The following is a 21,002-nucleotide window of genomic DNA, read 5'->3' as shown; positions in this document are numbered from 1 at the left end:
CCGAGACTGCAACGCACCGAGAGAAAGCCATGAGCCAGATGCAACAAGCCCCGCTACCAAAGAGCAGCTCGCGCCCGGCAGCCCGGCGCGCCCCAGGCGAGCGCCGGCCCCCCGCGCACGAGGCGGCGCCGCTCAGCGGCGGAAAGTACAGCAACAAAGGCGGTTGCAGCTGCGGCGGCACTTGCCCGCGCTGCGCCAGCAAGGCACCGACCGCTGGCCAAGCCAAACCTGACACCGCCAGCGTCGCGCCTCTGCTGCGCAGTGCCGGAGAGCCGCTGGCACCGGCCCTGCGCGCGCAGCTGGAGCCACGCTTCGGCGCCGACTTCGGGGCCGTACGCGTCCATCGCGGCACCCAGGCCGAAGCCTCGGCGCGGGAGGTCAAAGCGCGCGCCTACACCGTGGGCCAGCACATCGTCTTCGGCGCCGGCGAGTACGCGCCGCAAACCGCCGGCGGCCAACGCACCCTGGCCCATGAGCTGACCCACACCCTGCAGCAGCGCCAGGCCAGCGCCGTGCAAGCGCTGAGTGTGGGGCCGAGCAACGACCACCACGAGCGCGAGGCCGAGCAGATCGCCAGCGCCGTGCTGGCGCCGGCCCGCCCCGGCCAAACCCTGCCCCGGCCGCAACCCACACCGCTGGCGGTGCAGCGCTTGCAGCGCCTGACCGACGCCCAGTTCGAGCACTCGGCCGGCGTCGATGTCGCCATTGCCGACGGCCGCATGAGCACGGTCAGCGGCGTGCATGGCAGCAGCGCCTCGGCCAACAACTGCTTCGGCGCCCAGGACTGCGGCATCCATTTCGAATTCGCCAAAGCTTACAAAGGCACCTATCCCTACGGCGCCGCCAGCGGGCGCTTGGTGCGCGGTGTCTACGTCAAGATCGTGGCCCGGCCCGACAGCGACTGCTGGGCCTGCAACAGCCTGGAACTGGTGCAGACCCTGCGCAGCACCACGGTGGCGGCCGATGGCAGCCTGAGCACGGCCGACCCGGGCACGGCGATCCGGCGCGAACGCTCGGGCTGGGGTGACAGTGCAGCGCCCTCGCGCGGCTGGCGGGTCGACCGGGTCGAATCCGCGACCAACCCCTTTTATTCACAAGGCAGCAATGGCCAGAGCGGCGACTCCCGCACGCCGGCCATCTTGTGGGACGCACCCGGCGACTGGGACGCCGACCGCAGCATGGGCAAGGATTTCCAGACCTGCCTGATCTGCGTCAACGGCAGCAGCCGCTATGCGCTGGGCTGTGTCAGTTGGGGCTATGCGATCGACGCGGCTGGCAGCATCCGCCTCACACCCACACCAGCAGCCAGCTGCGGCGGCAGCAGCCAGCTGCGCGACGCCGCCCGCCGTTGGGACGCGATCGACGGCAATCAGGACGTCAACCTGAACAACAGCTCGCCACCGCGCCCAGCCGGCGAGACCCCGCGGCCAGCCCGGCCAGGGGACAGCCGCGTGGCTTGATGAACAAGGCGGGGAAGGAGCGCCTTCACAAGCGAGAGATAGATCGGTCGGCAAGTGCTCCCCGAGACGCTGACAGGCAAGTCGAGCGATCTGGCCGCTTATCTCTGTCGCCAGCGTTTCATGGGCCCCCCCTGCAAGTCCGACTCGAACCACAGCCCTGAGAACGGGGACGCCGGCTCTTGCGGGCTGCCAAACGCATTCTGGACGCCTCATGTCGTGGCAAGGTCTGTAGGGTGCGACCTGTGCTTGGCGCCCTGCCATTGGCGCTTCTTGCGAAGGTGTACATGCCGGGCATGTCCCATTGGCTTTTGTATGTAGTGTTCAGCCTGGCCAGTCAGCTGGCATCTCATGCACTGCCATTGAGTGGGCGCATGTGCAGACCTTGGACGATGCGATGCTGAGCAAGGTGGCGCCAGGTGGCCGCATTCAGCTGTTTCAGTCGTTCGAGTGCCAAGAGTCAGGGGCAGCAAGGTGCCCGGACCAGGCCCACACGGGTCAAGCCCGAACGGCTGCAACGCCTGCATGTTGACTTCAAGTTCTGCACTATCGATGCCCACTTCGGGTACGGAGCAGCCTGATCGCATGCATCACCCACGGCCCTGAGCTGCGCAAAGTACTGACGCACTTAGGAGCCGAGCCTGAGGGCCGGCGCAAGGATCCGGCACGCGGTCCACCACTCTGGGAGGACGGTGACGCGCCGCAATCCGAGGCGGCCATTCTCAGCGTGTCGTGTTGGTGGTGACATTCCATCCGAACATGACTGCAGCCCCCAATCCGCCCGACTTATCCGCGGGTTTGTAGGAAAACTCGATGTCGCGATACGTGCAGTGGACCTCTTCCAGGATCTCGCCGCCAGCATGGGCCGCCGGAGAGACGCTGGTCAGCAGCACATCTTTCATCGTGATGAGTAAAAAGTCCTTCTGCCCATCGCCGCTCTTGCGCGCGCTGAGCTTGAGCACTTTGCAGAACTTTCCGGAAGCGCAATGTTTAGCGAGCAGAGGCGAGGCCTTGTCATACATATGGCTGAACACAAAGTCACCCGGCGAAGTCTTGCCCGGGCCGGTGGCCACACCTGGAGCGCCGCCGTTCGCTGATTTCACGCCCCAACTCCAATTGAGAAGCTCAATCTCCCCTGGATGGTCGATGTGGGTCGATTCGCCGTCGACACCGTCAAATTTGAGAAAGAAATCGATGCTCATGATGTGGAAACTCCTGAGTTGATGGGTTGGAAGGCTGCGCGCACGACTCAAAACGCGGGGGGAACATAGATCTACGTTGGGCGATGCGCCCCAGTGGGTTTGCATTGAAGCTGTTCAGCGGCGGCGCGACGGCGAAGCAACAACTGAACCGAGGTCCTAACGCCCAACTTCTACCATGCGTGTGCACTCAGAAAAGCCAGCAAGCCTCGCTTGTCGAGACTCAAGTTAGGGGTGCTGCAAGGGCTGCGAAAACTGTACCCACCGAAAGTCAGCGATAGGGCAGCGCTGGAAGATGCAGTTGCCGATCGGCTCCGAATGAACAGACTCGCGTAGTGAGCGCCAGTACCGTGCCCAGAGCGGAAGCTGGTCGAATCTCAGCAGGAGGCGAAACTCTGTCGTCCGTGCTTCAGAGCCTGAGCGGTACCGGCCCCTTCGCGTGATTGAGTTCGACGCTGGGGAGGATTCATACTGTGCAGTGAGCGAGGTGTACTTGGACGCTGACAGGCGCCTTCTCGGCTACGCGGAGCAACCGGCGAGCGAGAGGTGGCCCGTCGACGTTGACCCCTTGCCCTGCAATAGGCTCTCGAGGAGATTCAGCGCCTCTTCCCGCAGCCGCCGATCAACACAAAGGAATCCGGATGACATCGCCGCGCAAGCAAGCAAGCCGTATCCAGCGCATCCATCAGGTGATACGTCGCCGTCGGCTCGATAGTGCGGTCGCGGTTCCGCTGTTGGATCGCCTGCCTGGCGCGATCCCTTGCATCAGCCGGGCATCACTGCGATGCCTCCGTAGCCGCAGCGCGCCGACTCTGCGGCGCGCGCTTGGTCACCTCACCCTTGCCGCAGTCTTCGGGCACAGCCCGGCGGCCCTGGCTGCCGACGCCAGCAAGAAGGCCGCAAGCGCGAGCAACGTCATTCCGGTGTCTTTGTTCAAGCTGATCGAGGAGAAGAAGTACGCCGCTGCGCTGCCGCGAGTCACCAGCCTTGCCGCTCAAAAGAACCAGCATGCCCAGTTCGTGCTGGCCAGCTACTACTCCTGCGGCAAGATCGTGCCCTTCAGCTGCAGCAAGGCCGACGCGCTCTTCAAGGCGTCCATGAATACAAGCAACGGCGCACCGGAGAACGGCGCGATCTCCCAGGCTGCGCCCAACGAGGTGGCCTGGCTTCACGCCACCTGCACCCAAGACGGCTTTGTGCGCGATCTGGAGACGGCCAAGGCCTATGCAATGGAAGCCATGCGACGCGACAACAACGCGTTCGCGCTGGACACGTTCGCGGCTGTCGCAGCTCGCGCCGGCGAGTTCAAGGCGGCGATGAGCTTCCAGCGCATGGCCATCTCGAAACTTGAGGACATGGCCAAGGCCGAGCAGATACCCGCGGCTGCCTTTGTCGACTTCAAAAAGCACCTGGACAGCTATGAGCAGGGCCAGCCGACCGAGGTCACTGCGGACACCGCGGCGGCGAGCTGCAACTTGCTGCCGGACTGAGGAGCGCTCGTGGGCAAGGTCGGTTCGCCAGCTCAAGACCCGATCGCTCGAGCCCGGACAGACCGAAGAGCTGCTGTTGGCGCCGGCCCTTGAGCTGCACGGAATAGTCGTTAGCAAAGTAGCCAAAACTGCCGGTCAAGTTCAAAGCTTGGGTTCGGCACCGAATCGCTCGCTGCCTGCTTTGATACATGCGTTCATCGACTGAACCCTGCCAGTAGCGGTCTTTCACAAACTGGGCCCGCACGCAAGGCTACCGTGGGCGCTTCAACACTTGTTCCGTGAACATGCGCACCATGAAACCCGGCACATCGTCGTAGGCTGGGCATGTCCGGGCGCCATGCCAACTGCGCTGCGACAGGTCGCCGCCGCCCCGGCGTGGCGGCGGCTGGAAGGCGTAGGCCTCGAGCTCGCCCAGGACCTGTCCGGAGTGTGTATCGGTCACACGGACAAGGGATCCGGCCACCCAGTGCGTGCGATCGCCGGCATTGCCGTGGGGCAAGTGGCTGACGGCATACCGTGCCGCTTCGTCCGACGGAATCGGCGCCGTGAACAGCGTCTTGTCCGCCGCCAAGCGGTGGCGCAGATAGCTGCCATCGACCTGGCGCACGTCGACAAAATCGTAGCCCTTCAACGTAACGCGGCTGACGTCGATGCCGAGGCTCCAGCCCGGGTGGTCGCGCCGGTCGTCGATCTCCACATCGAGGAAGGAACGCAGGTAGGCCATGCCGCCCACGTCACCCGGGACGCCCGCATCGGGCCAATCCCGATCAGCATGCATGGTCGAAGTCACCTCGCCGCGCAGGTCATCCAGCCGCACGCCGTCCACTCCCCCGACCGGATACTTGCGCCGCGCGCCGGCCGACTGGCAACGTGCTGCGAATAGAGCCTCGCCGGCGGCCGTCTCGCGGGCCACGGCGTCTGCCAGCGCACGGCGGGCAGCAAACTCCCGTGCCGGCAGGGACGCCAGCAGCGCCAGGCCGCCCATCACCACACTCGCTATCACGCGCTGGCGCGGCATGCGCAGCAACAGACCGAACGCAAACAGCAGCGCCGCCATGCCCGCCGTCTGGACGACGAGCAGATAGCCCTGCGGCCCCAATATCTTCGCCAGCGGCACGCCCAGGCGCGGCGCCAGCCAAGTCAGTTGCAGGCATTGCAGCAACTCCATCGGGCTGAGCAGCAATCGCGCACCGGGTGGGCGCCCGACGTAGATCATCAAGGCAGGCAAGGCAGCCAGCAGGAGCCCGAGCACCACGCCCGACGCACGGGCACCGCCGCGTGATGGGCGCCACGCGCGCAGCAAGAGCAAGCCCAGCAGCGCCCCGCCAGACCACAGCGCACCCAAGTACAGCCGCGCTTCAGTGGCGGGGCTCACAGCGTCCAGCCAGCGCGCGGGCTCGGCCATGAGCTGACGCCAGGCGATGCCTGGGGTGGCTTGCGTCGCCGTGGCAGCAACAGGCGGCGCGGCGGGGGCCGATGACGCCGATGAGGCTGCCTCAGTCAGGCCACCGGGCTTGTATGTGAGCGAAGCTTGGCGGGTGGCACTGTTGTAACTCCAGACATGCGTCACGCGGCCGCGCAGCACGTTGACCAAGGCGAAGCGGTCGCCGTCTGCGTACACCTGCAGGCCGTCGAAGCTGCGAGTCTCCGGTTGGCGGGCCTCCGCAAGCTGGGGCAGCACCCCGTTCAGGGGACGGACCTCTTCAATCGCGCCGCTGGCATCCAGAAGCACCAGATCCGCCTCGGCCGACACGGCCGCGAACCCACCCTTGGCGGCATTGAATGCGAGGCTAGAGATGTTTTGGCTCTTGATCGGCCGAGCGTCCAGCCAGCGGCGCGCGCGCGTGTCGAAACGGTAGAACTGCGCGTCGCTTCCGGTGGACACGATGGCGAGCACGCCCCGCGCCTCGTCCCAGGCCAGGCCGGTCGCCCAGGACAGCCGGGGCAGGTTGGGTGCTGGCGGCACGTTCTGGCCGGGGGTGTCGCGCTCAGGCGCGTCTGCTGCGGACAGCTGCCAGGCCAGCGTGCCGCCATTGCCTGTGAGGTAGTAGGTTTCCTGGCCATCGGCGCGCACGACCGCCGCGCTGACGAGCTGCCTCGAGGAGAAGCCGCCGCCCAGCACCTCGGCCGAGGGCGGCGTGCCGGCACCCGGACCTGCCAGTGTCCAGGCCAGCCGCGTGCCCTCCACGTCGAGCAGCTTGAAGTTCATCGGCGTCCCCGGTGCGTCTGCCGCTCCGGCGGAGGCTAGCAACACTGACAGCAGCAGCCCGAGCAGGCCGAGGAGCACGTGGGAAAAGCGGATTAGGCGCAAGGGCAAGGGCATGGGTCTCAGGGCGGAACGGCTGGCGCCGAAAGCTGCGATTCTCATGGGATTGGGCATGTCGCGGGCCCAAACTGAGGAGAAGGCTGAGAACTACATCACTGAGCCACGCCGCTTCCGAGGAGACCCGCCGTGGCGCGAAGTCTGCAGGCAACGCAGCACCTTTGCCATTCTCTTTGCCAAGGCAGCTGGACCCATGAGCCGTCAGGCGCGATCCTGGATAGTCGCCGGACAGCGCGCATGCGCAAAGGTCTGAATTGCGTGAGCTCGCGCGGTATCCATCCGTGCGCTACACCTCAATCGCATTCAGTGGTGTTGCCCGCGCGGGGGGTATGCGCAGCGCAGCGGCGCTGCCTCTGGGTGAAGCGAAGTGCCGAGGCTTGGGACTCCAGCGCGAGAGGGTCAGGTCTTGCTCGAGCTAGGGCGTGAAACTTGGCCCCTGACCCCGAGCCTTGCATGACCTCGAGCCTGCGAGCTTGATCTCTGCGGGCTTCGGCCCTTCATACCTTGGCGAGGAAGGCCGCAGCATCGCCCGCCTCACACTTCCAGTCTGCGAAGACCCCGACCAGATTGCATTCCACGCAGCGGCAAGCGATGTAATACCAGCGCACATCATGTGTGCCTTCGTACACGGAGACGCCGGACATCAGCTCGAACACCTCGTTCTCGCAGACGCACTCGTGCGCCTCGGGCACGGCTTCTTCAAGGTGATCCGCGCTGTCGCCCATCAGGTGTTCCTGCCCGCAGTCGGTGCAGGTGCGGATGGCCACGCCGGCTTCTTCATCGGTCTGCAGCGCGAAGGTCCGGCACCCGCAATCACATTTGGACGCGGCAAACCTAAGGGCCTCATGGCGATTCGCAACGCTGTAGCTGCGCAGTTCGGCTTGGGTGTCGCCGGACGTCGTCCCGTACCAAAACTCGCCCTTTTTCGTCAGTGCCATTGATGCTGCTCCATTTTTCCTTCAAGGTGGGCTTCCCGGCGGGCCTGATGCCAGGCTCGCCCGGATCTTTGGATTCTGCCTGTAGGCCCGGCGAATCGTCGTCACGGGACATGGTCGGGCTGGTCGCCCGGAGCCGAGTCGCCTTGGCGACCGGAAGATGGGTAGCGCTTGCAGCCATTCGTACTTGAAGCTTGCGGGACAGATTCGTGCCCGGAGCTGACGTTTGCAACGAAGCGACAGCCCATCCATAAAGTTTGGCCCGGCCCCACATTCAAGACTCGACCAGCGCCTGCTCAGAGTCGCTTTGCAAGACGGGAGATCTGACCCTCAGGCTGCGCTCTAGGCTTTTTAGCGCGGCGACGACACAGGCGCGCACCAAGGGGTGGGAATCGACTAACAACAGGTTCATGCAGCGAGCTCTGGCAGCCGGCGCAGGGGCTGGGTAGGACCCGAGACCAGGTCTCGGGTCCAAGGTCGGATTGTTCCTGGGAGGCTGCGTCAGGAGAATTGTCTGCATCGCCGCGGATGCCGGGCGCTCACTCCGTCAACTCTCCACGAGGCCGATATGCACGCCCTGACCCCATTCGCCCACACTTCCCGTCGCGCCGGCCGCCTGGCAGCCCTGCATCGCCGCCCGAGGGCCCACCGCGTTGCGCTCGCTGCATCGGCCATGGTCACCGGCTTGCTGCTGGCGCCGGCAGAGGCCAAGACGGTAACGTGGACTGGGGCCAGCAACGTCAACTCCGACTGGAACACATCAGCCAACTGGAGCGGCGGTGTGCCTGTCAATGGCGACGGGCTGGTCTTCGCTGCCGGCGCGAGACAACTGGGCAACAACAACAACCTGGTCAACGCGTCATTCAGCTCGGTGAGCTTTGCCGCAGGTGCCGGTTCGTACAGCCTGGGTCAAAACCGCTTCACCACCACGGGCGCGATCACCAACAACAGCACCAACATGCAGACGCTGAGGGCAGGGGTGACGGTGGGCGGCAGCCAGACCTGGACGGGCGGCGCTGGCGGGCTGGTGTTCAACGGCATCAACTTCGCCAATTCCGGTTCGGCGTCGTTTGAGGTGTCGGGCACGGGGCTGATCAGCAGCCGCGGGGACATCACCAATGCCACCAGCTACCGACAGAAGCTGCAGATGCTTTTGTCTGTGGACACCGATCAGACCTGGACCACCAGCGCCAAGGGGATGAGCGTCTCCTCGCTGACCGGCGCAGGCAACCTGACGCTCAAAGACGTTGGCGTGATCATCGGCGGCAGCAACAGCGTGCTGAGCGACTACGCCGGCAGCTTCATCGGCGCCCTTTCAACCGTGTACTACGACGGCAACACATCCACGGGGCAGACGCTGAGCGGCAGCGGCAGCAAGCTGAAAAGCTTGTCGGTCAGCAATGGCACCCTGACCCTCAGCAAGGGCTCGATGGCCCTGGCGGGCACCGGCTCCGCCTTGCAAGTCACTGGTGGCATGTTGAAGGTGAATCAGGGCTTCAAGCTCGACACCCGAGTCGGCAACGCCGGCCAAACTCTGGCGCCCAACATCGACAGCACCCTCAGCGACGGCGCCAGCGGCAGCGCAGTCATGCAGATCGGCGGTGTCGGCACTGAATTCCGCAGCGGCGAGTACTTCAGCGTCGGCCAACACTTTCAAGGCAGGCTGAACGTTATCGCAGGCGCCTCCATGATCAATGATGGTCTGCTCGTCATCGGCAGGTATGGCTCCAGCACTGCTGAGTTGCACGTCGAATCCGGTGCCAGCCTCACCACCAATGAGCTGGGCGTCGGCGTGGGGAGAAACCCCGTCTCCAGTGGCAACAGAAGGCAATCCATCGGGGATGTCACGGTCACAGGTGCCGGCTCCGTGCTGACCGTTGCCACGCAGCTTGGCATCGGGGGCCTGAGCTCAGGTGAGTACAACGGCAAGGGCAGCGTGTTGATCAGCGACAAGGCCGCCGTCAACGCCGGATCTGTGAGTTTCTACAATTCCGACAGCTCATTGACGATCGACCAAGGCAGCCTGTCAACACCAGCGCTCTCCAGCGAGTACGCTGGCGCGGGCAACATCAAGCTCACCAACCCGACAGGCGGCTTCGCGCTAAACCTCAACTCCAAAAGCTGGCAGACCTACTCAGGCAGCATCAGTGGCACGGGTAGCATCAGCAAGGCCGGCATCTACACGCAGGAGCTGTCAGGGACCAACAGCTTCACAGGCGCGGTGCGGGTCACGGAGGGTTGGTTGCTCATGGGCAGCGGTACCGCTTCGTCCTATCACGCCACGGGGGCAACCGCTGGCATCCGGATCAGTTTCGCGGACCTTGGCAACTCGGTGGTGCGGTCCGAAGCAGGCGGCACGGTGGCCTACTGGACGGACACGCTCAATGGCGGCCTGCTGAGCGGCAACGGGCTGCATGACGTAACCCAGGTCACGCTGATGAACGGCACCCAAATCGCCGCAGGCGTCACGCTGGCCCTGCGTGACGGTGCCACGCTCACAGGCGTCGTCAGTAGCGGCGTCCTGAGCCAGAACAAAGGACAGGGCATCGTCCTGTTCGACCCCGACGACGGCATTGCGCTGACCCTCAGCGGCAACACCGACAGCAGCTTCGCCGGCAATATCAGCGGCATCGGGGGCCTGAGCAAGACCGGCACATCACGCCAGGTGCTGGCCGGCGTCAACACCTTTACTGGCAGCGTGCTGGTGAGTGCGGGCTCGCTGGAGATGGCCAATTCATCGGGCAACTTCTACCAGGTCGCCAAGGGCGCCAGCCTCAAGCTCGGCACCGGCAACCTCGGCACGGCGCCAGTGCAGGCCGATGGCGGGGCCACGGTGGTCTATGACACCAGGACGCTGAATGGCGGCCTGCTGCTGGGCAGCGGCACGCACGACGTGGCCAAGGTCACGCGCTACAACGGCACGTCCATCAGCAACGGCGTGGCCCTGACGTTCGCCAACGGCGCCAACCTTGCCGCCGTTGCCAATGCCGGCACGCTGACGTTGGCCCCCGGGCGGACGGTCAACTGGACGGGCGGGGGCAACAACGGCGGGCAATTCAACGTGGAGGGCACCGCTAACGTGAGCGGCTGGACCTCGTCCGGCGTGGTCCAGGTCGGCAGCGCGGGCACCCTGCACAACAGCGCCGGCAGCAACCTCGTGCTTCTCGCCGGCAGTCGCACCTACGTGGGCACCAAGGCCGCGCCAGGCGGGGTGATCGCCGTCGACGACGGTACGAGCATCGAGCTCAACGGGGCCCTGCTCGTCAACAACGGCGTGGTGAAGGGCACCACCAACGTCAACTATGGCAGCCTGGCCAAGGGCAGCGGGGTGTATGGCGCGGTCAATGTGCTGCAAGGCGGCACCTTCGAACCCGGCAACAGCCCCGGCACGGTCAACACGGGTGCGGTGCGGTGGGATGCCGGTGGCAGCTTTCTGGTGTCCATGGACAAGGCCAATGGTGTTGCGGGCGTGAACAGCGGCCTGTGGAACATCGATGGCAGTCTGGACATCACAGCCGGTGCCGCCCAGGGCGGGCAGTTCACCATCAAGCTGGCCAGCCTGGACCAAAACGACCACGCCATCGTGCTGAGCGACTTCAACGCAGCGCAGAACTACCGGTGGCTGGTTGCCCAGGCAAGCGGCGGCATTGCCGGCTTCACGCCGGGCGAGTTCAGCGTCGATGCCAGCGCCTTTCTGAATCCGCTGGGCGGAGGACATTTCTCGGTCACCGAGTCGGGCAACGCGGTCTACCTGAACTTCACCTCGGCGGTACCGGAGCCGACCTCCGCTGCACTGCTCGGCGCCGGATTGCTGGTCGTCTACCTAACTCGGCGGAAAACGAAGCAGGCCCGCGCCTAGGCAGCCGCAAGGGCTGCGGACGGCTTGCAAAGGCGACGTCATTGCTTGAAGCAGAGGTGTCCGCACGATGCACCCATCGTCCCGGGCCCAAGTCCCGAGCCCCCTTCCCTGGAGGCAAAGACGCGCCTTTGCACAGACATCTCGGATGGACTTCACGGATAGAAATTCAATCGACCCGAAGCAAGTATGACGCCCCTGGAACGGTTGGCCCATCCAAATTCCCCCTTGGCGAGGCCAGTTCTTCCTAGTTAAGGTTTCTACGCGTCACCGGAATCATCTGTGCGTGCTCTCTAACGTCGAATCTTGATGTGGTCGGCTATTCATGGCGCATAAGTTCTCTATGTCGCCCGCGCCGAACACTCGGGCCGGTGCCCTAGCTCGCCCGGCAACTCGGCCGACAGTTGCCAAGAAATGCACTGATCAAACTGGCCCGAAGGGAACACTTCGAATGCCCGGTATGGGCGGCGGATTCAACCGGTCAATGCAACAGATTCGCTGAACATCTCAGCGGGTGTCCTAAAGCCTAGTGTCTTGCGAGGCCTCTCATTCAATTGTCTGGCAATCGCGTTGAGTTGATGCTGGGAGTACGCTGAGATGTCGATGCCCTTTGGCATGTACTGCCGAAGCAATCCATTCGTGTTCTCACTGCTACCTCGTTGCCATGGGATCTGCGGCTCAGGCTTCGACTTCTCTGCTTATTTGCTAACGCCGCCCCGGCGCGATCGCGCTCAGCCCTCCGAGCGGAAGCTGGCCGCCGCGATGCGGTGCTTGCGCATCAGCTCGAAGAAGGCGCGGCGGTTCTTGCCGGCCTGCTGGGCGGCGTGGGTGACGTTGCCGGCGCAATGGGCCAGCAGTTGTTCGATGTAGCTGCGCTCGAAGCCGCGCACCACCCGGGCCTTGGCGGCGCGGAACGATTCACCGGCTGGCGATGCAGCCGGCGCGGCCACGCTGCCGGGAAGGTCGAAATCGCTGTCCTGCAGCAGTGGCCCGCAGGCCAAGAGAACGGCACGCTCGACCGCATGTTGCAGCTCGCGCACATTGCCGGCCCAGGGGTGGGCCAACAAGCGTTGCAGGGCCGCCGGCGCAAGGCCCGTGATGGCGCGCCCATGGCGCTGGTTGAAACGGGCGATGAAGTGCTCGGCCAGAGCCGCCACATCGTCCAGGCGCTCGCGCAGCGGCGGTAGCTCCAGCGTCAGCACATTGAGGCGAAACAGCAAATCTTGGCGGAACTCGTTGCGCGCCACCAGCTGCGCCAGAGGCCGGCTGCTGGCGGCGATCACTCGCACATCGGCCCGCTGCAGCTGATTGGCGCCGACCGGCCGGTACTCGCGCTCCTGCAAAAAGCGCAAGAGCTTGACTTGGGCCGTCAGCGGCAGGCAGTCGACATCATCCAGAAACAGGCTGCCGCCTTCCGCCTCGCGCACCAGACCGTTGCGGTTGGCATGGGCGGTGGTGAAAGCGCCGCGCACATGGCCGAACAGCTCGCTCTCGATCAGCTCGCTGTGCAAGGCGCCACAGTTGACAGCCACCCAGGGGCGCGCTGAACGCTGCGACAAGTAGTGCAGGGCCTGGGCGAAGACTTCCTTGCCGGTGCCGGTTTCACCGAGCAGCAGCACGCCCGCATCGCAGGCGGCGAAGGTGGTCAGCCGGGCCACTTGGTTCAAGAAGGCAGCATTGCTGCCGACGAAATGGTGCAGACGGACATCTATGCTGGCCGCTTGCACCACCGGTTGCCCTCCCTCGGGCCGCTCTGGACTTGGATTCATGGCACGCAATCAATGGCGGGTGTGCGCAGCACGACCCAGGAAGCGCAGCGTAGTGGCGCGGGCGGCAACAGCCCAATCCCTAGGTCAAGAGGCCGGCACAACGAGACATCCCTAGCCCTGGGGATGCGGCCTGGCAGGCAAGCCATGGGCGCCAAACAAGACGAAGCTGGCGCATCTGGCGCCGACTGCCCATTGCGGCCGAGCATGGAGAGAACGAGGTACGGAATGACGGTGGCCGGCACGGCCAAGCTTCAGGCGGCCAATCCCTCAGTTCGCGCCCTGCAGGCCGCGGGCCCAGAGCGCAGCCGGCCCAGCAAACAGTCCCGCTGAGGACAAAGCCGCTCCGTCCTGGGCCAGTCGCACCCAAGCCAAGGTGTCGTGGTGGCTGCCCGGGATCAGGTCTTGCGCCCGCAAAGCGGCCAACCAGTCGTAGAGAAAGCGGTACTGCCCGGGGTGGCGCATCTGCGTCCAGGCCAGACCGACCAGATCGCCGTAGCCTTCCTCGCGCCGGGCCGCGACCATGGCGCCGTAGGCCTCGCGGTACTCGTCGCTAAGGCCGGGCGGCAGCCTGGGTACAAAACCGGCCGGTACGCTGGCCCAGGCGCCGTCCAGGTAGCGGCGGCAATGGCCCAGCTCATGGGCCACCATCAGTTCCACAGCGGCATCCCGCAGCGGCGCGGGGATGCGGTCCAGGGTGGCTTGTGCTTCTGGGTTGCCGCGCATGGACAGCACGAGCTTGCAGCGCCCGGCCACAAAGGCCATGGCCAGCGGGGCCAGGCCAGCCGCGGCCTGGGGCTGGACGATGATGTCCATGGGCAGGCCCAGGCCTCGGGCGTAGGCGAGGACGGGCGCGGCGGACCGCAGCCATTGGTTTTCGGTCGCACTCAGGTCCGCAGCCAGGGCCGGCCAAGCCAGTGGCCCGCCCAAGAGGGTCAAGGTCAAGCAGATGATCCAGCAGCGCATGGCAGGTCGCCTCCCTGCCCCGTCATCGGCCCGCGCGGGTCAGGCTTGAGCGAAGATGGCCACCGATTCATCCATCGCTGGGCTCAATCGCACGCTTGAGCTGAATTCACGGCAGTCCGGCTAGGGTACAAGAGACCGGCAGGCTTCTGAGCACACGGCCTACCCTCAGGACCGCTCAGCCGCCAGCGCGTAGCGCGCAACCCCGACCATGTCCGCACCAGGCTCGGCCTCCACAAACAGGCTCAAGGCATCGATGTGCAGGGGCTGCCCCTGCAATGGCGCACAGGCCTGCTGCAAGGCCGCTTCGACGGCGGCCAGCTGCTCGGCCGCGAGCGCATCGCTGAGGGTCAGGTGGAAACGAAAGGCTTCCATCACAAAAGGATAGCCCCAGCGCTGCAACAAGGCCTCTTGCTCGCTGCTCAGGCCGGCACTGCGGCGGCGCTGGAGTTCGGCCACGCTGGGCGAGCGGCGGAAAGGGTCAAGCGACTGCACACAGTCGCTGGCCAAGTCCATCAGCCGCTTGTCCGGGTCCGTGCCGGCGCTGGCAACGGGCCGCCAAGCCAGGAAGTTGTGCAAGCGAGCCGCCTGCACCGGCAGCACGAAAGGCGCGTGGCGGCCGGCCAGGGCATACAAAGCGGCATCGAGCTCCTCGAAGCTGCAGCCCTCGGCCATCTCAAACGGTGGTTTGAGCGTGGCGTGCAAGCCGTAGCGCCGGGCACTGCGGCACAGCGCTGCGCGCGTCTCGTCCCCCAGGCCGCCCAGCGTCACAGGCGCCAGCAGGCGGCCGGGCTGCCAGGCGTCACGCCCCAACCAGCGGGCGCCGAGCTCGGCATGCGGGCTGCCGGCGGCTGGCGCGTAATAGACGGCGTAACGGTGAACTTTGGCGGGCAGCAGCACCGCAGGAGGTGGAGAGATCAAGGCATTCACAGCAGACGCTCACCTTCGGCCAGATAGACGATGCGGCCTGCGCAGAGCGTGGCCACCAGACGGGGCCGGCTCGGCTCCTGCGCGTCCACCACCAGCACATCGGCGCGGCGGCCTTCGCTGAGCTGGCCGCGGTCCTGCAGGCCCAGGGCCTGAGCCGGGTTGGCAGACACCAGGTCCCAGGCTGCTGCGAAGGGCAAGACCCCATCGCACGCCAGCTTGAAGGCCGCATGCAGGGGCGCCGGGTAGTAGTAGTCAGAGGCCAGGATCTTGCACAGGCCGGCGCCGGCCAGGTCGGCCGCGCGCGGGGCGCCGACATGGCTGCCGCCGCGCAGCACATTGGGCGCGCCGCACACGACAGGCGAGCGTTCGGCGCTGGCCATGGCCGCCACCTCGGTGCTCAAGGGGAACTCGGAAATGCTGCAGCCCAGGTCGCGGAAGCGAGCACGCGTGGCCAGGCTGTCGTCGTCATGCGAGGCCATGGGGATGCCCAGGCGGCGGCACTCGGCCGCCAGGCGCTCGATCAGGGCCGGCACTTCGGCGCCGCGCGCGGCCGCCTTTTCAAGCAGGGCGATGAAGCCGGCGCCGTCGGTGCCGGCGCGGTCGGCATAGTCTTGCAACTTCTTGTCCAGCTTCTTGCGCATCATGGGCAGATGCTCGTTGAAGGCCAGCAGGCCAATGCGGCCGCTGCGCAACCATTCCATGGCCTGGTCTTCGCCTTCGACGTTGTGGCACTCGAAGCGCAGATGCAGGCGGTGATCCACCTGCAGGCGGCCTTCCAAGGAATCGAGCGCAGCCAGCAGCTCACGCGCCGTGTCGCCGCCGCGCAGGCCGCCCTCCCAGGAGTAGGTCAGGCCATGCAAGGCGGTGGTGATGCCATTGCTGGCCAGCTGCCGGTCGGTTTCCAGCATGGCCAGGTCGAGCGGAAAATGCACGCCTGGGCGCGGCATGATCTGGCGCTCGAAGGCGTCGCCGTGGAAATCGACGATGCCGGGCAGCACCAGGCAGCCGCTGGCATCGAGGGCCGGGCCGGGCAAGGCGCCATCAACCAAGCGACCATTCCGGATGCCAAGCACCAGCTCGTTCTCCTGCCATTGCTGGCCGGGGCGCAAGACCTGGCCCCCACGGATGGTGGACAAGGCGGCAACGCGTTGAGGGCTCAGCATGGCGGGTTCACTTCCTTCACATTGTCAGAACCGATTCACAGCGCCCAGCCTAGCGCCTGGCTTTGACAAGGGCATGACGCGAAGCAGCCAGCCCACACCTCTCAGGGCTCGAAGACCAGCTGCACCCAGTCGCCGCTGAACTGGGCCAGGGTGTGCTGGAAGACACGCCCCTGCTCGCTGCAGCGGTTGACCGAGTCGACCAGCAGCACCGGCCGCGAGCGCGGCTGGGCCAGCAAGCGCGCGGCCTCTGCATCGGGCAGGGCCGACATCACCCGGGTCTGGCCGCGGGTGTAGTCCTGCACGCCGTAATGCTGCAAGGCCTGGGTGATGGAGCCGCTCTCGCGCAGCAGCGCATCCAGGCCGACAAAGCGTTTGGCCTCGAAGCTGTGGCGGGCCAGATTGATCGCGCGTGCGGCGACCGCATCCTGAGCGCCGCTGCCGGCACTGGCATGGCCCAGGGTCAGCAGCTGCAGCAACGGCGTGCCCGGTGGCAGCTCCAGCGCCTGCGCCAGCTCCGGCGTGGCCGGCAGCTCGTTGACCCGCAAAAGCTCGATATGGCCGCTGCGGCCCTGGCCGGACAAGTTCTGCGAAAAGCGGGTGCGCTTGCCCACGGTGTAGGCAATCGCATGCTCCTGCACAAAAGTGCCACGGCCCTGCTCGACCCGCAGCAGACCTTCTCGCTCCAGCACACCGAGGGCGCGGCGCACCGTGTGGCGGTTGCAGCCAAAGCGCTCGGCCAACTCGGTCTCGTTCGGGATGCGCTCACCGGCGGCGTAATGCCGCTCGCGGATGTCGCGCAGCAGCGCAGCCTCGATCTGGCGCCACACCGCCACACCGGTGCCGCGCTCCACCACCTGGCCAAGCTCCTGTTGCATGCTGAGTCTCTATTCCCTGGATCACATTGCCGAACAGCTTAGAGACGATTCACGAAAGATTCATGTCGGCCCTGAAGAATGCGACGCATCGCCAGGACTTGCCGGCATGTTGCCGCCGCAAGTCGTCTAGACGATTAGATGCTTTGACGGGATCCGACGTGTCATCACACATCCCTCTCGCGGCAGCGCAGGACGCACGCCGCCACGCCCTGGGCCTGCTGGCCCGCGCCCGGCCTCAGGATCTGGAGCAGCAGCTGGCCGAGCTGCAGCCCCTGCCCCACTTTGAATGGTTGCGCCGGCCCGAGACCGGCATGCTGATGCTGCGCGGCCGCCTCGGCGGTGGCGGCCAGGTCTTCAATCTGGGTGAGGCCACCGTCACCCGCTGCACCCTGCGTCTGCAGGCAACTGGCCTGCCGGCCAGCGTCGGCGTGGGCACCGTGCGCGGCAGCGACCCGCGCCACGCCGAGCTGGTCGCTCTGGCCGATGCCTTGCTGCAAACGCCCGACTGGGCGCAGCAGCTGCAAGCCCGGCTCTTGCACCCCCTGGCCGAGGCCGAACAAGACCGCCACGCCCGCCGCGCCGCCGAAGTGGCGCGCAGCAAGGTGGATTTCTACACCCTGGTGCGCGGCGAGGACTGAGGCATGAACATGAATGCGATGAACGCGAGCGCCCCAGCCGCCGGCCTGCACCTCGAGCAGCTGCTGCCCGGCTTTGCCGACCCGGTGCATGACGCGCAGCAGGCCTTTCGCTGCCTGCTGGACGGGATGTCCCGGCCCGGCAGCTTGCAAAGCCTGCCTTTTGAATTGAGCGCACCCGCCGGCCTGCAACCAGCCATGACCGCCCTGCTGCTGGCCCTGGCCGACCGCGACACGCCGCTGTGGCTGCCGCCCGAGCTGCGCAGCGGCGCCGCGGGGGAGCACCTGCGCTTCCATGCCGGCTGCCCCCTGGTCTCGGAGATGGGCAAGGCTCAGTTCCTGATGCTGCAGAACCTGGACGCGCTGCCGACTCTGGACGCCCTGCGCCTGGGTGATGCCGCCTACCCCGACCGTTCGGCCACGCTCTTCATCGAAGTAGACGCCTTGCAAGTGGGCGAGGGAACGCTGCGCCTGCGCGGCCCCGGCATCCAGGGCGAGACACGCATCGAGGTGGCCGGTTGGTCCGCGAGCAGCCAGGCTTTTGTGCAAGAAAACCGCCGGCGCTTCCCGCTCGGCGTGGACCTGGTGCTGTGCGCGGAACGCCAATTGCTGGCCCTGCCGCGCACCACCCTCATCGATTGGGAGCTCTGAGATGTACGTTGCCGTCAAAGGAGGCGAGCGCGCCATCGAGGCCTCGCGCGAGCTGCTGGCCCAGGCGCGCCGGGGCGACAGCGCCCAGCCCGAGCTCAGCATCGAGCAGATCAAGCAGCAGCTGCGCCTGGCCGTGGACCGCGTGATGTGTGAAGGCGCGCTCTACGACGAGGACTTGGCTGCCCTGGCCATCAAGCAAGCGCGTGGCGACCTGATCGAAGCGATCTTTCTGCTGCGCGCCTACCGCACCACCCTGCCGCGCCTGAGCGACAGCGAGCCTCTGGACACCGGCCGCATGCGCCTGGAGCGCCGCATCTCTTCGGCCTTCAAGGACCTGCCCGGCGGCCAGCTTCTGGGCCCCAGCTTCGACTACACCCAGCGCCTGCTGGACTTTGGCCTGATGCGCGAGTCCTCAAGCCACATGGAAACGCAAGCGTCCCAAAGCGCCGCCGCCCGCGCTGAGCCCCTGCACGCGCCGCGCGTGACCGATCTGCTCAGCCGCGAGGGCCTGCTGGAAGCGGCCGAGCCGGAAGCACCCGGCGCCCCGCCGCCGCCCGACCTGACCCGCGAGCCCCTGCTCTTCCCGGCCGACCGCGCCACCCGCATGCAGAACCTGGCACGCGGCGACGAGGGCTTTCTGCTCGCCCTGGCCTACAGCACCCAGCGCGGCTACGCCACCACCCACCCGTTTGCGGCCGAGCTGCGCTACGGCGCCGTACCCGTCGAAATGCATATCGAGGAGCTGGGCTTCGCGGTCGAGATCGGCGAGGTCGAGCTGACCGAGTGCCAGCTGATCAACGAGTTCCACGGCAGCGCCGACACTGCACCGCAGTTCACCCGCGGCTACGGCCTGGCTTTCGGCCACGCCGAGCGCAAAGCCCTGGCCATGGCCCTGGTCGATCGCTCGCTGCGCGCCGAGGAGTTTGGCGAAGACAGCGAGCTGCCCGCCAACAACGTGGAGTTCGTGCTCTCGCACAGCGACAACGTCGAGGCCTCGGGCTTTTTGCAGCACCTGAAGCTGCCGCACTACGTGGACTTTCAAACCAATCTCGAGCTGCTGCGGCGCTTGCGCGGCGAATGGGACAAGGAGCAAGCGAAATGAGCAGTGGCTACAACTTCGCTTATCTGGACGAGCATACGAAACGCATGATCCGCCGCGCCCTGCTCAAGGCCGTGGCCCTGCCCGGCTACCAGGTGCCCTTCGGCGGCCGCGAGATGCCCCTGCCCTATGGCTGGGGCACAGGCGGCATCCAAGTCACGGCCGCGGTGATCGGCCAGAGCGATTGCCTCAAGGTCATCGACCAAGGCGCCGACGACACCACCAATGCGGTCAACATCCGCAGCTTCTTCCAGAAGGTGACGGGCGTGCGCACCACCGAGGCGACGCGCGAGGCCACGCTGATCCAGACCCGCCACCGCATCCCCGAGACGCCGCTGCAGGACGGGCAGATCCTGGTCTTCCAGGTGCCCATCCCCGAGCCGCTGCGCTGGCTGGAGCCGCGCGAGACCGAAACCCGCACCATGCACGCGCTGAGCGAATACGGCGTCATGCATGTCAAGCTGTTCGAGGACATCGTGCGCCACGGCCGCATCGCCACCACCTATGACTACCCCGTGATCGTCAACGGCCACTACCTGATGCGGCCCTCGCCCATCCCCAAGTTCGACAACCCCAAGCTGCACCAGAGCCCGGCCCTGCAGCTCTTCGGCGCCGGCCGGGAGAAGCGGGTCTACGCCGTGCCGCCCTACACCGATGTGCGCTCGCTCGATTTCGAGGACCACCCGTTTGCCATCGAGCGCTGGAGCGAACCTTGCGCCCTGTGCGGCGCCACCGAGTCCTATCTGGACGAGATCATCCTCGACGACCAGGGCCAGCGCATGTTCGTCTGCTCCGACACCGAGTACTGCAACACGCGCCAAGCCGAGGGCCACCGCGGCACGCAGAACAGCCCCACCAACGCTGCTGGCTTTGCAGGAGCGCAGGCATGAGCCGCCCCTTGCTGCAAGTCCGCGGCCTGGCCAAGCGCTACGGCGCCCGCATCGGCTGCGAAGGCATTGACCTCGACCTCTACCCCGGCGAGGTGCTGTGCATCGCGGGTGAGTCGGGCTCGGGCAAATCGACCCTGCTCAACACCCTGGCCTTCCAGCTGCAGCCCGATGAAGGCCAGATCCAGTACGACCTGAAGGACCGCGGCCTCACCGATCTGGGCACGCTGACCCAAGCCCAGCTGCGCGAGCTCTGGCGTACCGACTGGGGCTTTGTGCGCCAGAACCCGCGCGATGGCCTGCGCATGCAGGTCTCGGCCGGCGCCAATATCGGCGAGCGGCTGATGGCCGTGGGCGCACGGCATTACGGCGACATCCGCGGCGCGGCGGCTGACTGGCTGGCGCGCGTGGAAATCCCGGCCGAGCGCCTGGACGACGCCCCAAACAGTTTTTCCGGCGGCATGCAGCAGCGCCTGCAGATCGCCCGCAACCTGGTCAGCCGCCCACGCCTGGTCTTCATGGATGAACCCACGGCCGGCCTCGATGTCTCGGTGCAGGCGCGCTTTCTGGACCTGCTGCGCGGCCTGGCCGCCGAGCTGGACCTGGCCGTGATTCTGGTGACCCACGACCTGGCCGTGGCCCGCTTGCTGGCCCAGCGCCTGATCGTCATGCGCCACGGCCGTATCGTTGAGACCGGACTGACCGACCAGGTGCTGGACGACCCGCAGCACCCCTACACCCAGCTGCTGGTGTCTTCGGTTCTGGCCGCATGA

The 21,002-nt window shown here is 66.3% G+C and carries 16 protein-coding genes and 1 pseudogene; 8 read left to right on the top strand and 9 right to left on the bottom strand.

Annotated elements, in window-relative coordinates:
* Positions 1-29 precede the first annotated feature (29 nt).
* The gene (locus LNV23_RS07890; protein WP_263562474.1) at positions 30-1,460 is read left to right on the top strand and encodes an eCIS core domain-containing protein; all 1,431 of its coding nucleotides are present in this window, start codon (positions 30-32) and stop codon (positions 1,458-1,460) included.
* A 719-nt stretch (positions 1,461-2,179) separates the two neighbouring features.
* Here LNV23_RS07890 and LNV23_RS07885 read toward each other — a convergent pair.
* Positions 2,180-2,659: an Hcp family type VI secretion system effector gene (locus LNV23_RS07885; protein ID WP_263562473.1), complete on the bottom strand. Its 480-nt coding sequence runs from the start codon at positions 2,657-2,659 to the stop codon at positions 2,180-2,182.
* A 638-nt stretch (positions 2,660-3,297) separates the two neighbouring features.
* On the opposite strand from LNV23_RS07885, the gene LNV23_RS07880 reads away from it, so the two are divergent.
* Positions 3,298-4,146, top strand: coding sequence for a hypothetical protein (locus LNV23_RS07880; protein ID WP_263562472.1), 849 nt, complete (start codon positions 3,298-3,300; stop codon positions 4,144-4,146).
* 250 nt (positions 4,147-4,396) lie between these two features.
* Here the strand turns inward: LNV23_RS07880 and LNV23_RS07875 are convergent, their stop codons facing one another.
* Together LNV23_RS07875 and LNV23_RS07870 are read right to left on the bottom strand one after the other, a co-directional pair.
* Positions 4,397-6,469 (bottom strand): hypothetical protein, encoded by a 2,073-nt coding sequence (locus LNV23_RS07875; protein ID WP_263562471.1) that lies wholly within the window; start codon positions 6,467-6,469, stop codon positions 4,397-4,399.
* A gap of 497 nt (positions 6,470-6,966) precedes the next feature.
* Entirely contained in the window at positions 6,967-7,407 is a 441-nt protein-coding gene (locus LNV23_RS07870; protein WP_263562470.1) for a hypothetical protein, read from the bottom strand.
* 670 nt (positions 7,408-8,077) lie between these two features.
* Between LNV23_RS07870 and LNV23_RS07865 the strand changes: the two genes are divergently transcribed.
* Positions 8,078-11,263, top strand: a complete 3,186-nt coding sequence (locus LNV23_RS07865) for a beta strand repeat-containing protein (RefSeq protein ID WP_263562469.1) — start codon at positions 8,078-8,080, stop codon at positions 11,261-11,263.
* A 470-nt stretch (positions 11,264-11,733) separates the two neighbouring features.
* Here LNV23_RS07865 and LNV23_RS07860 read toward each other — a convergent pair.
* The 6 genes and pseudogenes from LNV23_RS07860 to phnF all read right to left on the bottom strand — a co-directional run.
* Positions 11,734-11,940, bottom strand: a pseudogene (locus tag LNV23_RS07860) (transposase); the annotation flags it as partial.
* A gap of 51 nt (positions 11,941-11,991) precedes the next feature.
* On the bottom strand, positions 11,992-13,029 hold the full coding sequence (locus LNV23_RS07855) for a sigma-54 interaction domain-containing protein (RefSeq protein ID WP_263562468.1): 1,038 nt from the start codon (positions 13,027-13,029) through the stop codon (positions 11,992-11,994).
* 267 nt (positions 13,030-13,296) lie between these two features.
* Positions 13,297-13,992: a hypothetical protein gene (locus LNV23_RS07850; protein ID WP_263562467.1), complete on the bottom strand. Its 696-nt coding sequence runs from the start codon at positions 13,990-13,992 to the stop codon at positions 13,297-13,299.
* Positions 13,993-14,157: 165 nt separating this feature from the next.
* Positions 14,158-14,919, bottom strand: a complete 762-nt coding sequence (locus LNV23_RS07845) for a DUF1045 domain-containing protein (protein WP_263562466.1) — start codon at positions 14,917-14,919, stop codon at positions 14,158-14,160.
* Positions 14,916-16,082: an alpha-D-ribose 1-methylphosphonate 5-triphosphate diphosphatase gene (locus LNV23_RS07840; protein WP_263562465.1), complete on the bottom strand. Its 1,167-nt coding sequence runs from the start codon at positions 16,080-16,082 to the stop codon at positions 14,916-14,918. The genes LNV23_RS07845 and LNV23_RS07840 overlap by 4 nt, the downstream gene beginning before the upstream one ends.
* A gap of 101 nt (positions 16,083-16,183) precedes the next feature.
* Complete coding sequence (gene phnF / locus LNV23_RS07835) at positions 16,184-16,957, bottom strand: phosphonate metabolism transcriptional regulator PhnF (RefSeq protein ID WP_263562464.1); 774 nt, start codon at positions 16,955-16,957, stop codon at positions 16,184-16,186.
* Between the two features lie 158 nt (positions 16,958-17,115).
* Between phnF and phnG the strand changes: the two genes are divergently transcribed.
* Genes phnG through phnK form a run of 5 tightly spaced genes read left to right on the top strand, consistent with a single transcriptional unit; the run spans position 17,116 to position 21,002 of the window.
* A complete protein-coding gene (gene phnG, locus LNV23_RS07830; protein WP_263562463.1) occupies positions 17,116-17,595 on the top strand; it encodes a phosphonate C-P lyase system protein PhnG in 480 nt (159 codons plus the stop codon).
* A 3-nt stretch (positions 17,596-17,598) separates the two neighbouring features.
* A complete protein-coding gene (gene phnH, locus LNV23_RS07825) occupies positions 17,599-18,243 on the top strand; it encodes a phosphonate C-P lyase system protein PhnH (RefSeq protein WP_263562462.1) in 645 nt (214 codons plus the stop codon).
* Between the two features lies 1 nt (position 18,244).
* A complete protein-coding gene (locus LNV23_RS07820) occupies positions 18,245-19,345 on the top strand; it encodes a carbon-phosphorus lyase complex subunit (protein WP_263562461.1) in 1,101 nt (366 codons plus the stop codon).
* Positions 19,342-20,232 (top strand): alpha-D-ribose 1-methylphosphonate 5-phosphate C-P-lyase PhnJ, encoded by an 891-nt coding sequence (locus LNV23_RS07815; RefSeq protein ID WP_263562460.1) that lies wholly within the window; start codon positions 19,342-19,344, stop codon positions 20,230-20,232. The genes LNV23_RS07820 and LNV23_RS07815 overlap by 4 nt, the downstream gene beginning before the upstream one ends.
* On the top strand, positions 20,229-21,002 hold the full coding sequence (phnK, locus tag LNV23_RS07810; protein ID WP_263562459.1) for a phosphonate C-P lyase system protein PhnK: 774 nt from the start codon (positions 20,229-20,231) through the stop codon (positions 21,000-21,002). Before LNV23_RS07815 ends, phnK begins: the two co-directional genes overlap by 4 nt.

The sequence above is a fragment of the Kinneretia sp. DJ1R-11 genome, assembly GCF_025717595.1.
Lineage (GTDB): Bacteria > Pseudomonadota > Gammaproteobacteria > Burkholderiales > Burkholderiaceae_C > Paucibacter_A.
This window is presented reverse-complemented; position numbering and strand designations above follow the sequence as displayed.